Raw genomic sequence first — 16,092 nt, 5'->3', positions numbered from 1 at the left:
ACGCTTTGCAGGAGATTCAAAATGAGCATTCTCGTTACCGGTGCCACGGGCACCCTCGGTTCACTCATCATTCAACGCCTCGCCAGTGCAGGCGCCGAGGTCAAGGCCCTCGTGCGCCAGCCGGGCAAGGGCAGTTTCCCGGTGGGCGTCACTGAAGTCGTCGCCGACCTCACCGACGTCCCTTCGCTGCGTAGCGCACTGGCATCGGTGCGTACGCTGTTCCTGCTCAACGCCGTGACGCCCGACGAGGTGACACAAGCCCTCATCACCTTGAACCTCGCTCGCGAAGCCGGCATCGAGCGCATCGTCTACCTGTCAGTGATCCATGCCGACAAGTTCACCTACGTGCCGCACTTCACCGGCAAGCACACGGTGGAGCGCATGATCGAAAGCCTCGACATCCCGGCGACCATCCTGCGCCCGGCTTACTTCATGCAAAACGAATTCATGGTCCAGCAGACGATTCAGGACTACTCGGTGTACCCGATGCCGATCGGCTCGGCGGGCGTGTCGATGATCGATACCCGGGACATCGCCGATATCGCCGCTGCCGAGTTGCTGCGTCGCGACAAGGCACCTTCGGCCCTGGACCGGGTCACCCTGGAGTTGGTCGGCCCGCACGCATTGACCGGTACCGCCGTGGCGAAAATCTGGAGCGCCGCCCTGGGTCGCGAGGTCGCCTACGGCGGTGACGATGTGGTCGCCTTCGAAGCACAATTGGCTGCGCATGGCCCTGCCTGGCTGGCTTATGACATGCGCCTGATGATGTCCGGTATCCAGACGTTTGGCATGCAGGCCGCCGAAGGCACCGTGGAACGGCTCCAGGCGATTCTGGGACGCCCGCTGCGCACCTATGAAGACTTCGTTCGCGAGGCTGTCGCGGGAGTTTAAATCCTTAGGACAAAGGAGCGGGTTCGAATCATTCAGAGAGGCCTACTCCTCGGCAGGCCTCATATGAAAAATCGTATAGGGCAGAATCAACGTATCGGCCACGACACTGAAAGGCAGGTCAACGATTGCAAACGGTGCCAGCGCGCGCGAATACACATCGTTGTCGTTCATCGAGCCCTTGATGATCTCGATATCGGTAGCCGCACCGCAGTACGGATGAAGGCCGCAAACTTGCCCCATGCCAAAGGTTTCGTTGGCCGTCGCGCATCCCGCCAGCAGCGCCATCGTCAAAGCCAATACCACGATCCGCATGACGCGCTCTCCCCTGGAAAGGCGGGACTGTAGCATCGATGGCGGACGACCTGTAGGGTTGAAGACTGTTGCCACTGAAGACTGTTGCCCCAGAAACAGCGGCTCGGTTGTTGCCTGGGCAACAGCCATTCAACAATTCATCCGCCAGACCAACAGTCACGCCCCCTCCCATCCCCGCGAAGCCCAGTAAACGCTGGGCTTTTCGCGTTGGTACGGCCCTTGCTCAAGCCTATGTACCTCGATCAACAGTCCAACAGGAACACCTAGGATGAGCACTCCACTGAAAGTCGTCGCCGTCTCCGGCGGTACCGCCCGCCCCTCGCGCACACTGGCATTGACCGAAGCCATCCTGGGCGAGCTCGGTCAGCATCTGGTCATCGACCCCCACTTGATCGAACTGGGCAACATTGCCCGTCCGTTGGGCAGTGCGCTGTGGCGCAAGGAACTGCCGGAAACCGTCGAGCACGAACTGCGCCTGATCGAATCTGCCGATTTGCTGGTGGTGGCCGCGCCGGTCTATCGCGGCACCTATCCGGGCCTGTTCAAGCATTTGTTCGATCTGGTCGGCCAGGACGCGCTGATCAACACGCCGGTACTGCTGGCCGCCACCGGTGGCAGCGAACGCCATGCCCTGGTCCTCGATCACCAGTTGCGCCCGCTGTTCAGCTTCTTCCAGTCACTCACCCTGCCCATCGGCGTTTACGCCAGCGAGACCGATTTCGCCGACTACCGCATCGTCAACGCGGCCTTGCAATCGCGCATCGAGCTGGCGGCCGCACGTGCCGCTCGCCTGTTTGCCGGCCAGGCGCACGCCCTGCGCAAGATCGCCTGAGGAGCCCGCATGAATCACGATTGCATCTGCCTGGAAGGCGTTTTTGCGAGGGACATCGCATGAGAATCCAACCACAACCCACCGTGCTGACGCCGCTGCAAACTGCCCGCCGCCTGGCTGCGGAGTTCGCCGAAACCGCCGTCGAGCGCGACGAGGCCGGCGGCACGCCCAAGCTGCAACGCGATGCCATACGCCAGAGCGGTCTGCTGGCCTTGAGCATTCCCACCCAGTTCGGTGGCCTCGGAGCCAGTTGGAGCGAAACCCTTGGCGTGGTGCGCGAGTTCGCCAAGGTGGACAGTTCCATCGCCCACGTCTTCGGTTTTCAGCACCTGATGCTGGCCACCGTGCGCCTGTTCTCGCGCCCCGATCAGTGGCAACCCTGGTTCGAACAGACCGCCCGCAAGAACTGGTTCTGGGGCAACGCACTGAACCCACTGGACACCCGTACCGTGGTCAAGACCTTCGACGGCTGGCGCGAATTCTCCGGCAAGAAGAGCTTCTGCTCCGGTGCCAGCGACTCGGAAATGCTGATCGCCTCGGCCATCGACGAAAGCGCTGGCGGCAAACTGCTGATCGCCGCGATCCCCAGTGGCCGCACCGGCATCACCCTGCACGGCGACTGGGACAATATGGGCCAACGCCAGACCGACAGCGGCAGTGCCACTTTCGAACGGGTGCGGGTAGAAGAGAACGAATTGCTGCTCGACCCCGGCCCCTTGAGTACGCCCTTCGCCTGCCTGCGTCCGCTGATCGCGCAATTGCATTTCTCCCACATCTTCCTCGGTATTGCCGAAGGCGCCCTGGAAGAAGCCCGGCACTACACCCTCAAGGAAGGCCGTCCGTGGTTCCGCTCCAAGGCCCAGCATGTCAGCGAAGACCCTTATGTGTTGCGCCACTACGGCGAGTTCTGGGTTGGCCTGGAAAGTGTGCGACTGCTGGTGGAACGCGCCGCCGACCAGTTGGATGAGGCCTGGCACAAGGGTCACGCCCTGGGTGCCGAGGAGCGTGCCCAACTGGCGCTGTCCATCGCCACCGCCAAAGTCGCCGCCGTACGCACCGGCCTGGATATCTGTAGCCGCCTATTCGAAGTCACCGGCGCCTGCGCCACCCATGCTTCGCTGCGCCTCGACCGCCATTGGCGCAACCTGCGCACCCAGAGCCTGCACGACCCCGTGGATTACAAACTCCACGAACTGGGTGAATGGGCACTGAACCAGACGCGCCCCACCCCCTCCTTCTACTCATAGGGATGCCCATGCAACTGCTGACTCTCCCCCCTTCGCCGACACTGGCTACCTCGATCCGGGCGACCGCACAGGTCTTCGAAGACCCTAGATCGCAGGCGCTGCTCGCCCACGTGCAACAGGTCGCCCCCAGCGAGGCCAGCGTCCTGATCATTGGCGAGACCGGCACGGGCAAGGAGCTGGTCGCACGTCACATCCACAACCTCAGCGGCCGTCGCGCCGGGCCCTTCGTCGCCGTCAACTGCGGGGCTTTTTCCGAATCGCTGGTGGAGGCGGAGCTGTTCGGCCACGAGAAAGGTGCCTTCACCGGCGCCCTCACCGCCAAGGCCGGCTGGTTCGAGGAAGCCAACGGCGGCACACTGTTCCTCGACGAGATCGGCGACCTGCCGATGGCCATCCAGGTCAAGCTGCTGCGGGTGCTGCAGGAGCGCGAGGTGGTGCGCCTGGGCTCGCGCAAGAGCATCCCGATCAACGTGCGCGTGGTCGCTGCCACCAACGTGCAGCTGGACAAGGCCATCGGCGCCGGCCACTTCCGCGAAGACCTGTACTACCGCCTCGACGTGGTCAGCCTGCAACTCTATCCGTTGCGTGAACGGCCCGGCGACATCCTGCCGCTGACCCGTCACTTCATTAAGACCTACTGCAACCGCCTGGGCTACGGCGAAGTGCGCCTGACTTCCGGAGCCGAGCGCAAACTGGCGGGCTACAGCTGGCCGGGCAACATCCGCGAACTGGAGAACGTCATCCACCACACCCTGCTGGTGTGCCGCAACGGTCTGGTGCAGGAAGACGACTTGCGCTTGTCGTCCCTGCGCATCGAGCGCCAGGAGCCACCGCAGGCCGCCCTCGGCGAGAGCGCCGACGAACAACTGCTGCGCACGTTCCACCGGTTGTTCGAAGAACAGGCTGGCGGCCTCCACGAGAAGGTCGAAGACAGCCTGCTGCGCGCCGCCTACCGCTTCTGCCACTGTAACCAGGTGCGCACCGCCGGCTTGCTGGGCCTGAGTCGCAACGTCACGCGAGCACGACTGATCGCCATTGGCGAGTTGGTGGTCAACCGACGTCGCCCGGACACCCACACACGCCCGGATCGGGCGCTGCAACTGTCGATCTGAGCACAATAAACCAGGCGATGCGGCGCCCCCGTGGGCGACCGACAACGCCCCAATATGCGAAGCGTTGCGATGCCGGAAGGGCCCATGCGCCCTTCCATACGCCCAACCGCACAAGGACCGAACCTCATGAGCCTGGATATTTTCTGGTTCCTTCCCACCTCCGGCGACACTCGTTACCTGGGACACTCCGACAGTGGCCGAGCGGCGACCAATGCCTACATGCGCCAGATCGCCGTGGCCGCCGATCAGCTCGGCTACGATGGCCTGCTGATCCCCACCGGGGCCAGTTGCCTGGATCCCTGGGTGACCGCCGCCAGCCTGGTTCCGGTGACCCAGCGCATCAAGCTGCTGGTGGCGCTGCGCACCTCGCTGGGCAACCCCACGGCGTCGGCGCGCCAGGCCGCCAGCCTGGATCAGGCCAGTGGTGGCCGCCTGCTGCTCAACGTCGTACCCGGTGGCGACGCCACCGAACTGGAAGCCGACGGTGTGTTCCTCACGCACGACGAGCGCTATGCCGCCTCCGATGAGTTCCTGACCATCTGGCGTCGCCTGCTCCAGGGCGAAACCGTCGACTTCGACGGCAAGCACCTGAAAGTGCGTGGCGCCCAGAACTTCTTCCCGCCGGTACAACACCCCCACCCGCCGCTGTACTTCGGCGGTTCATCAGAGGCCGCCCACGAATTGGCAGCCAAGCATGTCGATGCCTACCTGACCTGGGGCGAACCGCCGGCGGCCGTGGCCGAGAAGATCGCCGACGTGCGCGCTCGTGCCGCCAGGCATGGCCGCAGCGTGCGCTTCGGCGTGCGCCTGCACGTGATCGTGCGGGAAACCAGCGAAGCCGCCTGGGCCGCTGCCGACGAGTTGATAAGCCACCTCGACGACGCCACCATCGCCGCCGCCCAGGCCAACTACGTCAAGATGGATTCCGAAGGCCAGCGGCGCATGGCCGCGTTGCACGGCGGCGACCGCAACAAGCTGGAAGTGGCGCCCAATCTCTGGGCCGGTGTCGGCCTGGTGCGCGGCGGTGCCGGTACTGCACTGGTCGGCGATCCGGAAACCGTCGCCGCCCGCCTGCTCGAATACGCCGACTTGGGCGTCGACAGCTTCGTCCTCTCGGGTTACCCGCACCTGGAAGAGGCCTATCGCTTCGCCGAACTGGTGTTCCCGCTCTTGCCGGGCAAGGGCAAGGTCACCGTGGAAGGCGCCTTCACTGGCGGCGCCTTCGACGTTCGCGCCGGCAAGGAGAACGTCGCATGAACGTCATCGACCTGCGTTGTCGCCCGGCCTACCTGCACCCATTCTTCGGCGGGGTACCGGGCTCGCCCGAACACGCCGTGGCGCGCTGGCTCAACCGGCGCGTCGGCACCCGCGGCCCGGACGATCACTTCGAACGTTCGCTGACACCGGAGGGTTTTCTCGCCGAGGTGCGTGACGCCGGGCTGGACAAAGCCGTGGTGGTGGGCCGCCACACACCGAGCCAGCACCTGCCGAATGAGCGCATCCACGAAATCGTTCGGGGTCACGACGAGCTGATCGGCATCGGTTCGGTAGAGCCGGTGCTACAAGGAATCGAAGGCGCCCTGGCGGAAATAGACCGGGCGATCGACCACCTGGGCCTGGCCGGCATCGACCTGGAACCGGGCTTCGCCGAGCCGGCCCGGCACCCTGACGATGGGCTGTACTGGCCGCTCTACGAACACCTGCAAAAGCGCGGTATCCCGCTGTTCCTGATGAGCGGGCCGACCACCCCGGACCCGAGCTACAACGACCCGGCACGCCTGGCGGCCGTAGCCCGTGCGTTCCCGGACCTGACGATCGTCGTCTACCACGGCTACTGGCCCAACGTGCAGCAGGCCCTAGGCGTTGCTTTCCGCTTTGAAAACATTCACCTGGTGCCGGACATGTACCTGTTCCAGCCGGGCAGCGAGGGTTACGTGCAAGCGGCCAACGGCTACCTGGCCGACCAGTTGCTGTTCGGCTCTTCCTACACCTTCCGACCGATCCGTCAAAGCATCGAAGACGCCCTGCAACTGGGGCTGAAAGACGAAGTGCTGGAGAAGTTCTTCCACGGTAACGCGCGCAGGGTGTTTGGGCTGGCTTGAGCCGGCGTCGGTTCTGTTTCCCGGGGAGCACTCCGGCACTCCCCGGTTTCATCACGTTGCCTGGCCGATCCATCGCCTATCCCGCAGCCAGGCGCCCTTCTTGCTCGTCGGCCAACGCGGCGCCGTTGAGGTAGTGGTCGCCCAGCAGTCGACGCTGGGTCAGCAATACCGGTTCGGCGCTGTGTGGCAGGGGCCGCGGCAGGCTGCCGCCAGCCAGTTCGAAGTACACGTCGCCGGCCTGGCGCGCCGCCTCGGCAGCCGCCAGACGAAAAGCGATGGCGGCCGACTGGGACTCATCGGCGTATTCCAGCAAGGCGTCAGCAGCGTCGATGCGGATGCGCAGTTCGCCGACGGCGGCGATCACCAGCGCTTCGTGACGGGCACTTTGCGCACGCAGATAGTCGATCAGCGCCACCTCGACATGCCGAGCATGGGCCAGGTCGCTACGGCCTGGGGAATGTAAGTTGGACATGGCGATACCTCAGTTCCAGGAATGACGTTGCGGCTGGATGCCGTTGAGCAGTTGATTGCCGACCAAGTGATATTTCCAGCGCACCGGATCGTGCAGGGTGTGGGTCCGCGCATTGCGCCAGAACCGGTCCAGCCCCTGGCTGGCCGAGACGCTGCGGGTGCCGCCCAACTCCAACAGACGGCTGGAAGCTTCCAGGGAAATCTCGGTGGACAGCACCTTGGCCTGGCCGACAATCACCGAAGCTTCAGCGACCCGTTCCTCGCTGGGCTCGGCGACGGCTCGGTCGACCGCGTGCGCCGCGCGACGCAGAATCGCTTCGGCCGCTTGCAGGCGCCAGGCCAACTCCCCGATCAGCGCCTGGCCAAGCGGGTCCTGCCAGCCGTGTTGCAGCCCACTGTCTACCCATGGCCGCGCCTGGCGCGCTACGCGCAAGGTCTCGGCGAACGCGCCCCGGGCGATACCAGTGTCCACCGCAGCCTGAATGATTTGCGAGATCGGGCCGTCGGAAGTGGGTTGGTCATAGGCCTTCCAGGCCGGCACCACGTCGCTCGCCGGTACCCGTACACCTTCGATGCGCACCTGGCCACTGGCGGTGATGCGCTGACCGAAGCCGTCCCAACTGTCGATCACCGTCAGGCCCGCCGCATCCCGTGGAACGAAGGCGATATGCACGTGCCCCGCTTCGTCCACCCCGGCGACCGGCACGATGTGGGCGAACAACGCACCGGTGCAGTAGGCCTTCTCGCCGTCGAGTACGGCCGTGTCGCCGTCGAAGCGGATCTGCGTCTGGAAGGTGGTGACGTACTGGCTGCGCGCTTCGGAAAAGGCGTTGCCGAAACGATAGCCCCGCAGCACCTTGGCGTAGTAGCGGCGCTTCTGCTCCTCGCTGCCGGTCAGGCTGAGGTTGCTGAGCACACCGAAATGGTTCTGCGGCAACTGGCCGAGGGACGGATCGGCAGCGGAAATGATTGCGATCACTTCGCTGAGGGTGGCATAGGACACCTCGGCGCCACCATAGGCCTTCGGCACACGGATCGCCCACAGCCCGCTCGCGGAAAAACGTTCGAGTTCTTCCCAGGGCAGCCGTCGCTCGCGGTCGCGCAAGGCCGCCTCGCGGGCGAAATCCTCGGCCAGGCGCTGGGCCACCTCGATGGCCTCGGCGTCGCTACGGATAATGTGGGCCGGACTGCGCGGCGCCGGATGGGCCTGTCCAGGCAGATCGAAAGAGGGTGAGGCGGTCATGTGCTACTCCATGCATAACGGGTTCATCCAGCGCTAAAGCACAGCCCGTACCAACATTAAAAACTATTTAAATTCAAATACTTGAAGAAATACCCGGGTGCGTTTGAAAGCCCCGCTAGCGGCAAACTGTCGGTGAACTGTTGCCCAGCGAACAGTTCCTCAGCGAGCCTTGCCACCCAGGTAAAAATGCTGGAGGTCTTCCCGCGCCGCCAGCTCAGTGGCGTCGCCCTCGCCCACTACCCGCCCGTTCTCCAGGATGTAGGCGTAGCTGGCATGGCGCAGGGCGACATTGATGTTCTGCTCGGCCACCAGAAAGCTCACGCCCTCCTGGGCATTGAGCTGCGCGACGATGGCGAAAATCTCTTCGACGAGAATCGGCGCCAGCCCCATCGAGGGTTCATCGAGCAGCACCAGTCGAGGCTGGGTCATCAAGGCCCGGCCGATGGCAAGCATCTGCTGCTCGCCGCCCGAGGTCAGCCCGGCCTGGGTCTTGCGCTTGGTCTTCAACCGCGGGAACCAGGCGTAGATCCGCTCCAGATCCTGCTCCAGCTCCCGGCGCGTCGGCTTGCGCAGGAAGCCGCCGCTGCGCAAGTTGTCCTCGACGCTCAGGTGGGCGAACACATGCCGCCCCTCCAGCACATGGACGATGCCTTGGCGGGCCAGCAGATTGGCCGCAACCCCGGCGGTGTCCTGTCCCTGGAAGACAATCCGCCCACGGCTGACCTGCGCCCGATCGGCCTGGACCAGCCCGGAAATGGCCTTGAGCGTAGTGCTCTTGCCCGCGCCGTTGGCGCCGAGCAGGGCGACGATATCGCCCTGTCCGACTCGCAGGGAAACCCCGGCCACGGCGAGGATCGCGCCGTCGTAGATCACTTCGATGTCTTGCACCGCCAGCAACTCGCTGCTTTCGGCGCCCGCCAGGGCCGCAATGGTCATGGTTCCCTACTCCTTAGGCGCAGTCGCGCCCGGTTGCGTTTCGATTTGCCGAGCCGTGTGCAGGGTCACTGCGCCGCGCAATCGCGAGGGGTCACGCCCTTCTCTTTCGCGTATTCGGCGGCCTTGGCATCGATCAACGGGCGCAACGTGGCGCGATCGGCCTGGACCCAGTCGGTGATCAGGTTCCACTGCTGGCCGTCCCATTGCTGCACCTTGGCCGCCCCGCCGCCCTCGTGGTCGCTGCAGGACAACCGCAACGGCTGCATCAGCCCAAGAAAACCGATTTCCTTGAGGCGCGCATCGTTGAGGTCGAGATGCTCCAGGCCCCAGCGACCTTCCTCACCGTTGAGCGGACGGTTGCCGAAATGCTTCTGCCCGGTGCGGATCGCTTCGACGGCAATGGCGGCATTCACCAGGCCGGAGTTGTAGTAGACGCTGCCAAAACTCTTCGGGTCCTTGAGGTCGCTCTTGCCGGTATCGAGGATGTGCTGGCGGATGCGCTGGTGGATGTCGAAGTCGGCGCCGCCCGGATAGGGTGTCAATGCCAGATACCCCTTGCCCGCCTCACCGGTCGGTAGCACGTCTTCGTTGGAGCTGGCCCAGATGTCGCCGACGATGCGTTCCACCGGATAGCCGAAACGTGCCGCGGTCTTGATCGCCACCGGCGTGGACACGCCCCAGGTCCGCAGGAACACCCAGTCCGGCTTGAGTTGCCGCACCTGGCGCCACTGCCCGGCCTGCTCGTTACCCGGATCGGCCACCGCGATCTGGATGTTCTCGAAGCCGTACTTCTGCGCCAGCAACGCCAACGGCCCCTGGGTTTCCCGGCCGTAGGCGGAGTCGTGGTAGACGGTGGCGATTTTCTTGCCCTTGAGCTTGTCCAACCCGCCCTCCCGCTCGGCCACGTAGTTGATGAACGCCGAGGCCTCGCTGTAGAACGTCAGCATGGCTGGGAAGTTATAGGGGAACACCCTGCCGTCGGTGGCTTCGGTACGGCCATAGCCAAGGGTGATCAAGGGAATCTTGTCGGCCTCGGCCTTGTCCGCGAGGGCGTAGGCAGCCGGTGCGCCGTTGGGCTGATAGACCGCCACCGGCGCGCCATCGAGACCGTTCTTGAAGCGCTCGTAGCATTCGATGCCCTTCTCCGCCGTCCATTCGGTCTCGCACTCCTGCCAGACCAGCTTGACGCCGTTGATGCCACCTTCCACCTCGTTGATGTAGCGCAGGTAGTCGATCATTCCGGCCCAGACCGGAATACCGCTGGAGGCATAGGCGCCGACCCGGTAGGTGGCCAGGGGGAAGAACTGTTCGTTGGCCGCCTGGGCAGCCGGTACCAGCGCCGCGCAGGCGCCGAGTGCCAGGCCGATGGCGGCGAGACGACGTTTGAAGGTTGCATGCATGATTGTCTTTCTCGGTTTGAGTGCCTGGCCGCGTCATGACGGCCGGCGGTTGGAAACCTCCTTTCCCTGGGTCGGGTCAAGGTCTGTTGGGTCGTGGGTCGGCGCTCAGAACCGCAGCGGCCAGACCCTGATGCGTTCGCGCAAGTCGCCAAGCAGGCGGGCCAGCCCTTCCGGTTCCTTGATCAGGAACCAGATGATCAGGCCGCCGAAAAGCACCTTCTGCAGGTTCTGCAACTGCCCGGCGTCGACGTTGCCGTTGAACAGCCATAGCCCGGCATGGCTGAGCAGGATTGGCACAAGGCTGATGAAGGCCGCGCCGATGAAGCTGCCGGCGATGCTGCCCATGCCGCCGATAATGATGATGAACAGAATCTGGAACGAGCGGTTGATGTCGAAGCTGCCGGCACTGGCCGTGCCCAGGTAGGCGAACGCCCAGAGCGCCCCGGCGATGCCCAGGTAGAACGAACTGACCGCGAAGGCCAGGCGCTTGTAGCGCTCCACAGGAATGCCGATCACGGCGGCAGCGGTGTCCATGTCACGGATCGCCATCCAGTTACGGCCGACCTGGCTGCGCACCAGGTTGGCCGCTATCCAGGTCAGCAGTACCACGCAACTGAGGGTCAACAGGTAGCGACCGACTGGGGTGGTCAGGTTATGGCCCAACAGCTCCAGTCGTGGCGCGCTGATGGTGCCGGACGAGGCGTAGTTGTAGAACCAGGGGAATTTGGCGAACACCCACTCCAGGAAGAACTGCGCGGCCAGCGTCGTGACCATCAGGTAGAAGCCCTTGATCCGCGAGCTGGGGATGCCGAACAGCAACCCCACCAGCCCGGCGATCAAACCACCGCCGATCAGCGCCAGTGGCAACGGCAATCCGGGTACGCGCAGCAGCAGGCCGTAGGTGGCAAACGCGCCCACCGCCATGAAGCCGGCGGCGCCGACCGACGTCTGGCCGGTGTAGCCAGTCAGCAGGTTCAACCCCAGGCCGGCCAGCGACAGCACCAGGAACGGAATCAGGATCGCGTTGAGCCAATAGTCGTTGCCCAGCCACGGCAGGCCGACAAAGGCCACCAGCAACAACAGCAGCAAGCCCGGCCGCCAGCGCCGGCGCACCAGGGCCAGGGGCGCCTCGTCGAAGCTGGCAGTCAGGCGCGGAACAGTAGCGGTCATGGCGTCATACCCGTTCAATGATCCGGTCGCCGAACAGGCCGGCCGGTCGGATGTAGAGGAAGATCAAGGCGAGGAAATAGGCGAACCAGGGCGTGATGCCGCCGCCGATCAGCGGGCCGATATAGGCCTCGGCGAGGTTCTCGGCGGCGCCGACGATCAGCCCGCCGACGATGGCCCCGCCAATCGAGGTGAAACCCCCGATGATCAGCACCGGCAGCGCCTTGAGCACCACCAGCGAAAGCGAGAACTGCACGCCCTGGCGCGCGCCCCAGAGCAGCCCGGCGACCAGCCCGACCACCCCGGCCACGGCCCAGACGATCTGCCAGATGCGGTTGAGGTTGATGCCCAGCGACAGCGCTGCACGGGTGTCGTCGGCCACGGCGCGCAGGGCAACACCAATGCGAGTCTTGTTGAACAGCAGGGCCAGCACCGCCACGGTCAGCGCGGACACCCCGGCGGCGATCAGGTCGAACTGGCTGATCATGATCTCGCCGACGAACAGCGGGACGTCCTCGATGCCCAGATCCAGCGCGCGCACCTGGGCGCCCATCAACCCTTGGGCCAGGCCTTCGATAATGAACGACAGGCCGAGGGTGGCCATGAACAGGGTAATCTGCGAACGGTTGACCAACGGCCGCAATACCAGGCGCTCGATCAGCAGCGCACCGACGACCATCACCAACACCGTCAGGAGCAACGCCAGGGCAAAGGACAGGCCCTGTTCGCGCAAGCTGACGAAGGTCAGCGCGGCGAACAACAGCATGGCGCCCTGGGCGAAATTGAACACGCCGCTGGCCTTGTAGATCAGCACGAAACCGATGGCTACCAGCGAATACAAGGTGCCGGCCAGCAGCCCGCCGATCAGGGTTTCCAGAAAGAAGTTCATGGGCGAGGCGTCCCCAGATAGGCAGCGATCACATCGGGATTGGCCTGTACTTCGGCCGGCGAGCCGTCGCCGACCTTGCGTCCGTAATCCAGCACCACCACGTGGCTGGACAAGCCCATGACCACCTGGATGTCGTGCTCGATGAGAATCACCGTGGTACCAAGATCACGATTGATATCGACGATGAAGCGGCTCATGTCCTGTTTTTCCTCGGTGTTCATGCCGGCCATCGGCTCGTCGAGCAACAGCAGCGTCGGCTGCGCAATCAGTGCCCGGCCCAGCTCCACGCGCTTCTGCAGGCCGTAGGCCAGGCTGCCCACGGCGACGTCGCGCCAGGCCTGCAACTCGAGAAACTCCAGCACCCGCTCGGCACGCTCGGCGAACGCCCGCGCCTCGCGCCGGGCACGCGGCAAACCCAAGGCCTGTTCGAGAAAAAACGTCCGTTGGAAGCGCGACAGGCCGGTGAGCAGGTTGTCCACCACGCTCATTTTCTTGAACAGCGCATTGTTCTGGAACGTCCGACCGATACCGAGTCGCGCCGCTTTCAGCGGATGCGGGCGACGCAACGGTTCGGCGGCGAAGAACAACTGGCCGGCGTCGGCCCGGTAGACGCCGTTGAGGATGTTCAGCAGCGAACTCTTGCCCGCGCCGTTCGGCCCGATCAGCGCGCAGATCTCGCCAAGCTTGACGCTGAACGAAAGGTCGGAAATCGCTTTCACGCCCTGGAACGACAGCGACACGTTGCGCACCTCCAGCAGCGCACTCATGCCGCTCGCTCCAGGTACTCCTGCAACCACGCTTGGCGTGCCGGGCCTTGCAGCACCGCGTCTGCGGGCGCGCTCGGCACTTCGATCCGGCGCAGCCGCTGGAAGCCGAGCAGGTGCCGTACCCGCGCCTTGAGCCAGCGTCGCAGGCCACGCCGCGGATCGTCCAGGGTCCATTCGCACAGGCGTCGGCGCCAACTGCCGGGAAGTGGCAGGCGAGCTTCGATTTCCGCCGCCAGCGATTCGACTCGCACCGCGGACAGCAATAAGGCCGTGGGGGCGATCTCGCGACGATCGCGACTGGCTGACTCGCGCGTTTCCGGAAACGCCAAGCCTTCGCCGCCCTCCAGCCAGCGACTGAACAAGTGGGCCAGGCCATCGCGCCACTCGGTGCCTTCATCGACCCACACCACCGCATCCTCGGCAACCTGGGCCCAGCCCTGGCGTTGCGCGGTCGGCGCCGCGGTGACGAACAGCACCGACAGCGACTGCACCTGCCACAGACCACGATTCGCTACGTTGACCTGGGCCGAATACAGCCGCAGCGGCCATTCCTCATTCAGGCCGCACTGCAGCCAGTGCGACACGCTTTCGCGACGCTGGACAAAGGCGAACGCCGGACGGGTCAGGCGTAACTGACGTTGTAGATCCTCACCCCGGCTGTCGCGGTCGATCACCACGCTGTGCCCACCCAGTTGGCGCGCGGCCAGTGCCAGGATCAGCAGGCTCGGCTCGAAGGCGCCACTGAGGGCCAGCCGCGCGCCAGGGGCGAAGCCCTGCTGGCGCAAGCCATCGCACACACGCTCGACCTCGCGCTGCACATCGATCCAACGCCAGGCCTTCCAGAGACCGAGGCGCCGATGGCGCAGGGCGATCTGCGTCGGTCGTTCCCTGGCCCAGCGTTGCAAGGCCGCCAGGGCGCTGTCCGTGACTCGGTCGAGCAGTGGCGAATTGAGTTCGTAGACACTCATGCGCTTACTCCTCACCGGCCAAGGCCGGTTCAGCGAGGCGGGTGCGCGGGGCGAGGCGCTTCAAGTCCCGATAGCCGGCGCCAGGATGGTTAGCGGGCAGTCGCGGACCGTCGCCGAACAGCTTGTCGCGCAAGGTGCCAGGGCGGTATTCGGTCTTGTACGCACCGCGCTGTTGCAACTCGGGCACCAGCAACTCAACCACATCGCGGAAGGTTTCGTGGGCCAAGGCATAGGCCAGGTTGAAACCGTCCACATCGGTGTCCTCGACCCAGGCCTGCAGCTCGTCGGCCACGGTTTGCGCGCTGCCGACAATCAACGGGCCGAAGCCGCCGATACCGACCCAGTCGGCCAGCTCCTGGACGGTCCACTGCTTGTCCGGATCGGCGGTAGAAAAGGTTTCCACGGCCGACTGGATGGCGTTGGTATGGATGTGCTTGAGCACCTGGTCGGGCCGGTACTGACCGAAATCGATACCGGTCCAACCGGAGATCAGCGCCAGCGCGCCCTCGTAGCTGCTGTAGGTTTTCAGTTCCCGCCACTTGGCCTGGGCCTTGGCGTCGGTCTCGTCGACGATCACCGTCTGCAGGTTGAAGATCAGCACCTTGCGCGGATCGCGTCCGGCTTCGGCAGCACGCCGGCGGATATCGGCCACGGTTTTCTTCAGGATCACCTTGGACGGCGCGGCCACGAACACACATTCCGCGTGGCCGGCGGCGAAGTCCTTGCCACGACTCGACGCTCCCGCTTGATAGAGCACCGGCGTGCGCTGCGGCGACGGCTCGCAGAGGTGGATGCCCGGCACCTGGAAGTGCTTGCCCTGGTGGCGGATCTCGTGGACCTTGCTCGGGTCGCTGAAGATGCCGCGCTCACGGTCGCGCACCACCGCGCCCTCCTCCCAACTGCCTTCGAACAACTTGTAGAGCACCTCCAGGTATTCGTCGGCGTAGTCGTAGCGCGCATCGTGATCGCTCAGGGCTTTCTGTCCGAGGTTGCGCGCCCCGCTGTCGAGGTAAGAGGTGACGATGTTCCAACCGATGCGCCCCTTGGTCAGATGGTCCAGCGTGGACAGGCGACGGGCGAAGGGATAAGGGTGTTCGAAGGTCAGCGAGGCGGTGAGGCCGAAGCCCAGGTGTTCGGTCACCAGCGCCATCGGCGTGATCAACGCCAAGGGATCGTTGACCGGCACTTGCGTCGCCTGGCGGATGGCCGCATCGCCATTGCCACCGAGCACATCGTAGATACCAATCACATCGGCGATGAAGATGCCGTCGAACTTGCCGCGCTCCAACAGCTTGGCCAGGTCGGTCCAGTAATCCAGGTCCTTGTACTGCCAGGCGCGATCCTTGGGATGCCTCCAGAGACCGGGCGACTGGTGACCCACACAGTTCATCTCAAAGGCATTCAATCGAATTTCACGTGGCATGGGAACTCCTGCTCGATAGATTCAGCACCCCTTCCGAGTGCTTCTCATTGCTCTATCAACACGATTCGTGCCAAGTAATAAGTCTTTTATTTACAGCACGTTAGACATGCATTCGTTCACGGGAAATGCCTGCATGGTGACAACCTTGTTGATCAGCTGTCCGGTGGCAGACAGTGCGCGGATGATTCCTGTCACGAAACTCGAACCATCAATATTTAGCTTGACGCCCGAGATGATGATCATCATATTTGGTCGAAATATTATGACCATCATGTGAACCGCTACGGGCCGTAGACTCAGGTTGAGGCACGCCCTCCACCCGCGCAGGAGAT

Annotated in this window: 17 protein-coding genes; 6 read left to right on the top strand and 11 right to left on the bottom strand. The window is 64.4% G+C overall.

The features are described from left to right. Positions 1 to 21 precede the first annotated feature (21 nt). Positions 22 to 891 (top strand): NmrA/HSCARG family protein, encoded by an 870-nt coding sequence (locus BLP82_RS03780; protein ID WP_092165464.1) that lies wholly within the window; start codon positions 22 to 24, stop codon positions 889 to 891. A 42-nt stretch (positions 892 to 933) separates the two neighbouring features. On the opposite strand, the gene BLP82_RS03775 is transcribed toward BLP82_RS03780, so the two are convergent. Beyond that, positions 934 to 1,332: a YceK/YidQ family lipoprotein gene (locus BLP82_RS03775; protein ID WP_256576535.1), complete on the bottom strand. Its 399-nt coding sequence runs from the start codon at positions 1,330 to 1,332 to the stop codon at positions 934 to 936. 139 nt (positions 1,333 to 1,471) lie between these two features. Here BLP82_RS03775 and msuE point away from each other — a divergent pair, with 139 nt between their 5' ends. The 5 genes from msuE to BLP82_RS03750 all read left to right on the top strand — a co-directional run bounded on the left by msuE (position 1,472) and on the right by BLP82_RS03750 (position 6,496). Next, positions 1,472 to 2,035 carry an FMN reductase gene (gene msuE / locus BLP82_RS03770; protein ID WP_092165460.1) on the top strand — a complete coding sequence of 188 codons (564 nt, stop codon included), beginning with the start codon at positions 1,472 to 1,474 and terminating at the stop codon, positions 2,033 to 2,035. Between the two features lie 59 nt (positions 2,036 to 2,094). Next, a complete protein-coding gene (locus BLP82_RS03765) occupies positions 2,095 to 3,282 on the top strand; it encodes an acyl-CoA dehydrogenase family protein (RefSeq protein ID WP_092165458.1) in 1,188 nt (395 codons plus the stop codon). Between the two features lie 8 nt (positions 3,283 to 3,290). Further along, a complete protein-coding gene (locus BLP82_RS03760) occupies positions 3,291 to 4,394 on the top strand; it encodes a sigma-54 interaction domain-containing protein (RefSeq protein ID WP_092165456.1) in 1,104 nt (367 codons plus the stop codon). 126 nt (positions 4,395 to 4,520) lie between these two features. After that, positions 4,521 to 5,651: an FMNH2-dependent alkanesulfonate monooxygenase gene (gene ssuD / locus BLP82_RS03755; RefSeq protein WP_092165454.1), complete on the top strand. Its 1,131-nt coding sequence runs from the start codon at positions 4,521 to 4,523 to the stop codon at positions 5,649 to 5,651. After that, positions 5,648 to 6,496 carry an amidohydrolase family protein gene (locus BLP82_RS03750; protein ID WP_092165452.1) on the top strand — a complete coding sequence of 283 codons (849 nt, stop codon included), beginning with the start codon at positions 5,648 to 5,650 and terminating at the stop codon, positions 6,494 to 6,496. Before ssuD ends, BLP82_RS03750 begins: the two co-directional genes overlap by 4 nt. A gap of 76 nt (positions 6,497 to 6,572) precedes the next feature. Here BLP82_RS03750 and BLP82_RS03745 read toward each other — a convergent pair whose 3' ends face one another. From BLP82_RS03745 to BLP82_RS31140, 10 genes are all read right to left on the bottom strand, one after another. Next, complete coding sequence (locus BLP82_RS03745) at positions 6,573 to 6,968, bottom strand: hypothetical protein (protein WP_092165450.1); 396 nt, start codon at positions 6,966 to 6,968, stop codon at positions 6,573 to 6,575. A gap of 9 nt (positions 6,969 to 6,977) precedes the next feature. Further along, positions 6,978 to 8,210, bottom strand: coding sequence for an SfnB family sulfur acquisition oxidoreductase (locus BLP82_RS03740; RefSeq protein WP_092165448.1), 1,233 nt, complete (start codon positions 8,208 to 8,210; stop codon positions 6,978 to 6,980). A gap of 159 nt (positions 8,211 to 8,369) precedes the next feature. After that, entirely contained in the window at positions 8,370 to 9,146 is a 777-nt protein-coding gene (locus BLP82_RS03735) for an ABC transporter ATP-binding protein (protein ID WP_072405040.1), read from the bottom strand. Positions 9,147 to 9,211: 65 nt separating this feature from the next. Continuing rightward, a complete protein-coding gene (locus tag BLP82_RS03730; RefSeq protein ID WP_092165441.1) occupies positions 9,212 to 10,546 on the bottom strand; it encodes an ABC transporter substrate-binding protein in 1,335 nt (444 codons plus the stop codon). 105 nt (positions 10,547 to 10,651) lie between these two features. After that, positions 10,652 to 11,716 carry a branched-chain amino acid ABC transporter permease gene (locus BLP82_RS03725; RefSeq protein WP_092165439.1) on the bottom strand — a complete coding sequence of 355 codons (1,065 nt, stop codon included), beginning with the start codon at positions 11,714 to 11,716 and terminating at the stop codon, positions 10,652 to 10,654. 4 nt (positions 11,717 to 11,720) lie between these two features. Next, positions 11,721 to 12,602, bottom strand: coding sequence for a branched-chain amino acid ABC transporter permease (locus BLP82_RS03720; protein WP_060742781.1), 882 nt, complete (start codon positions 12,600 to 12,602; stop codon positions 11,721 to 11,723). Beyond that, the gene (locus BLP82_RS03715; RefSeq protein WP_092165437.1) at positions 12,599 to 13,369 is read right to left on the bottom strand and encodes an ABC transporter ATP-binding protein; all 771 of its coding nucleotides are present in this window, start codon (positions 13,367 to 13,369) and stop codon (positions 12,599 to 12,601) included. Before BLP82_RS03715 ends, BLP82_RS03720 begins: the two co-directional genes overlap by 4 nt. Beyond that, entirely contained in the window at positions 13,366 to 14,337 is a 972-nt protein-coding gene (locus BLP82_RS03710) for an AMP-binding protein (protein WP_092165435.1), read from the bottom strand. Before BLP82_RS03710 ends, BLP82_RS03715 begins: the two co-directional genes overlap by 4 nt. Before the next feature lie 4 nt (positions 14,338 to 14,341). Next, on the bottom strand, positions 14,342 to 15,760 hold the full coding sequence (locus BLP82_RS03705) for an LLM class flavin-dependent oxidoreductase (protein ID WP_092165434.1): 1,419 nt from the start codon (positions 15,758 to 15,760) through the stop codon (positions 14,342 to 14,344). Between the two features lie 90 nt (positions 15,761 to 15,850). Then, the gene (locus BLP82_RS31140; RefSeq protein WP_170842263.1) at positions 15,851 to 16,006 is read right to left on the bottom strand and encodes a hypothetical protein; all 156 of its coding nucleotides are present in this window, start codon (positions 16,004 to 16,006) and stop codon (positions 15,851 to 15,853) included. Positions 16,007 to 16,092: the final 86 nt, after the last annotated feature.

It is taken from the genome of Pseudomonas sp. NFACC37-1, assembly GCF_900101575.1.
GTDB lineage: Bacteria > Pseudomonadota > Gammaproteobacteria > Pseudomonadales > Pseudomonadaceae > Aquipseudomonas > Aquipseudomonas fluorescens_AA.
Note: the sequence above shows the minus strand (reverse complement) of the source record. Positions and strands in the feature narration are given on the sequence as shown.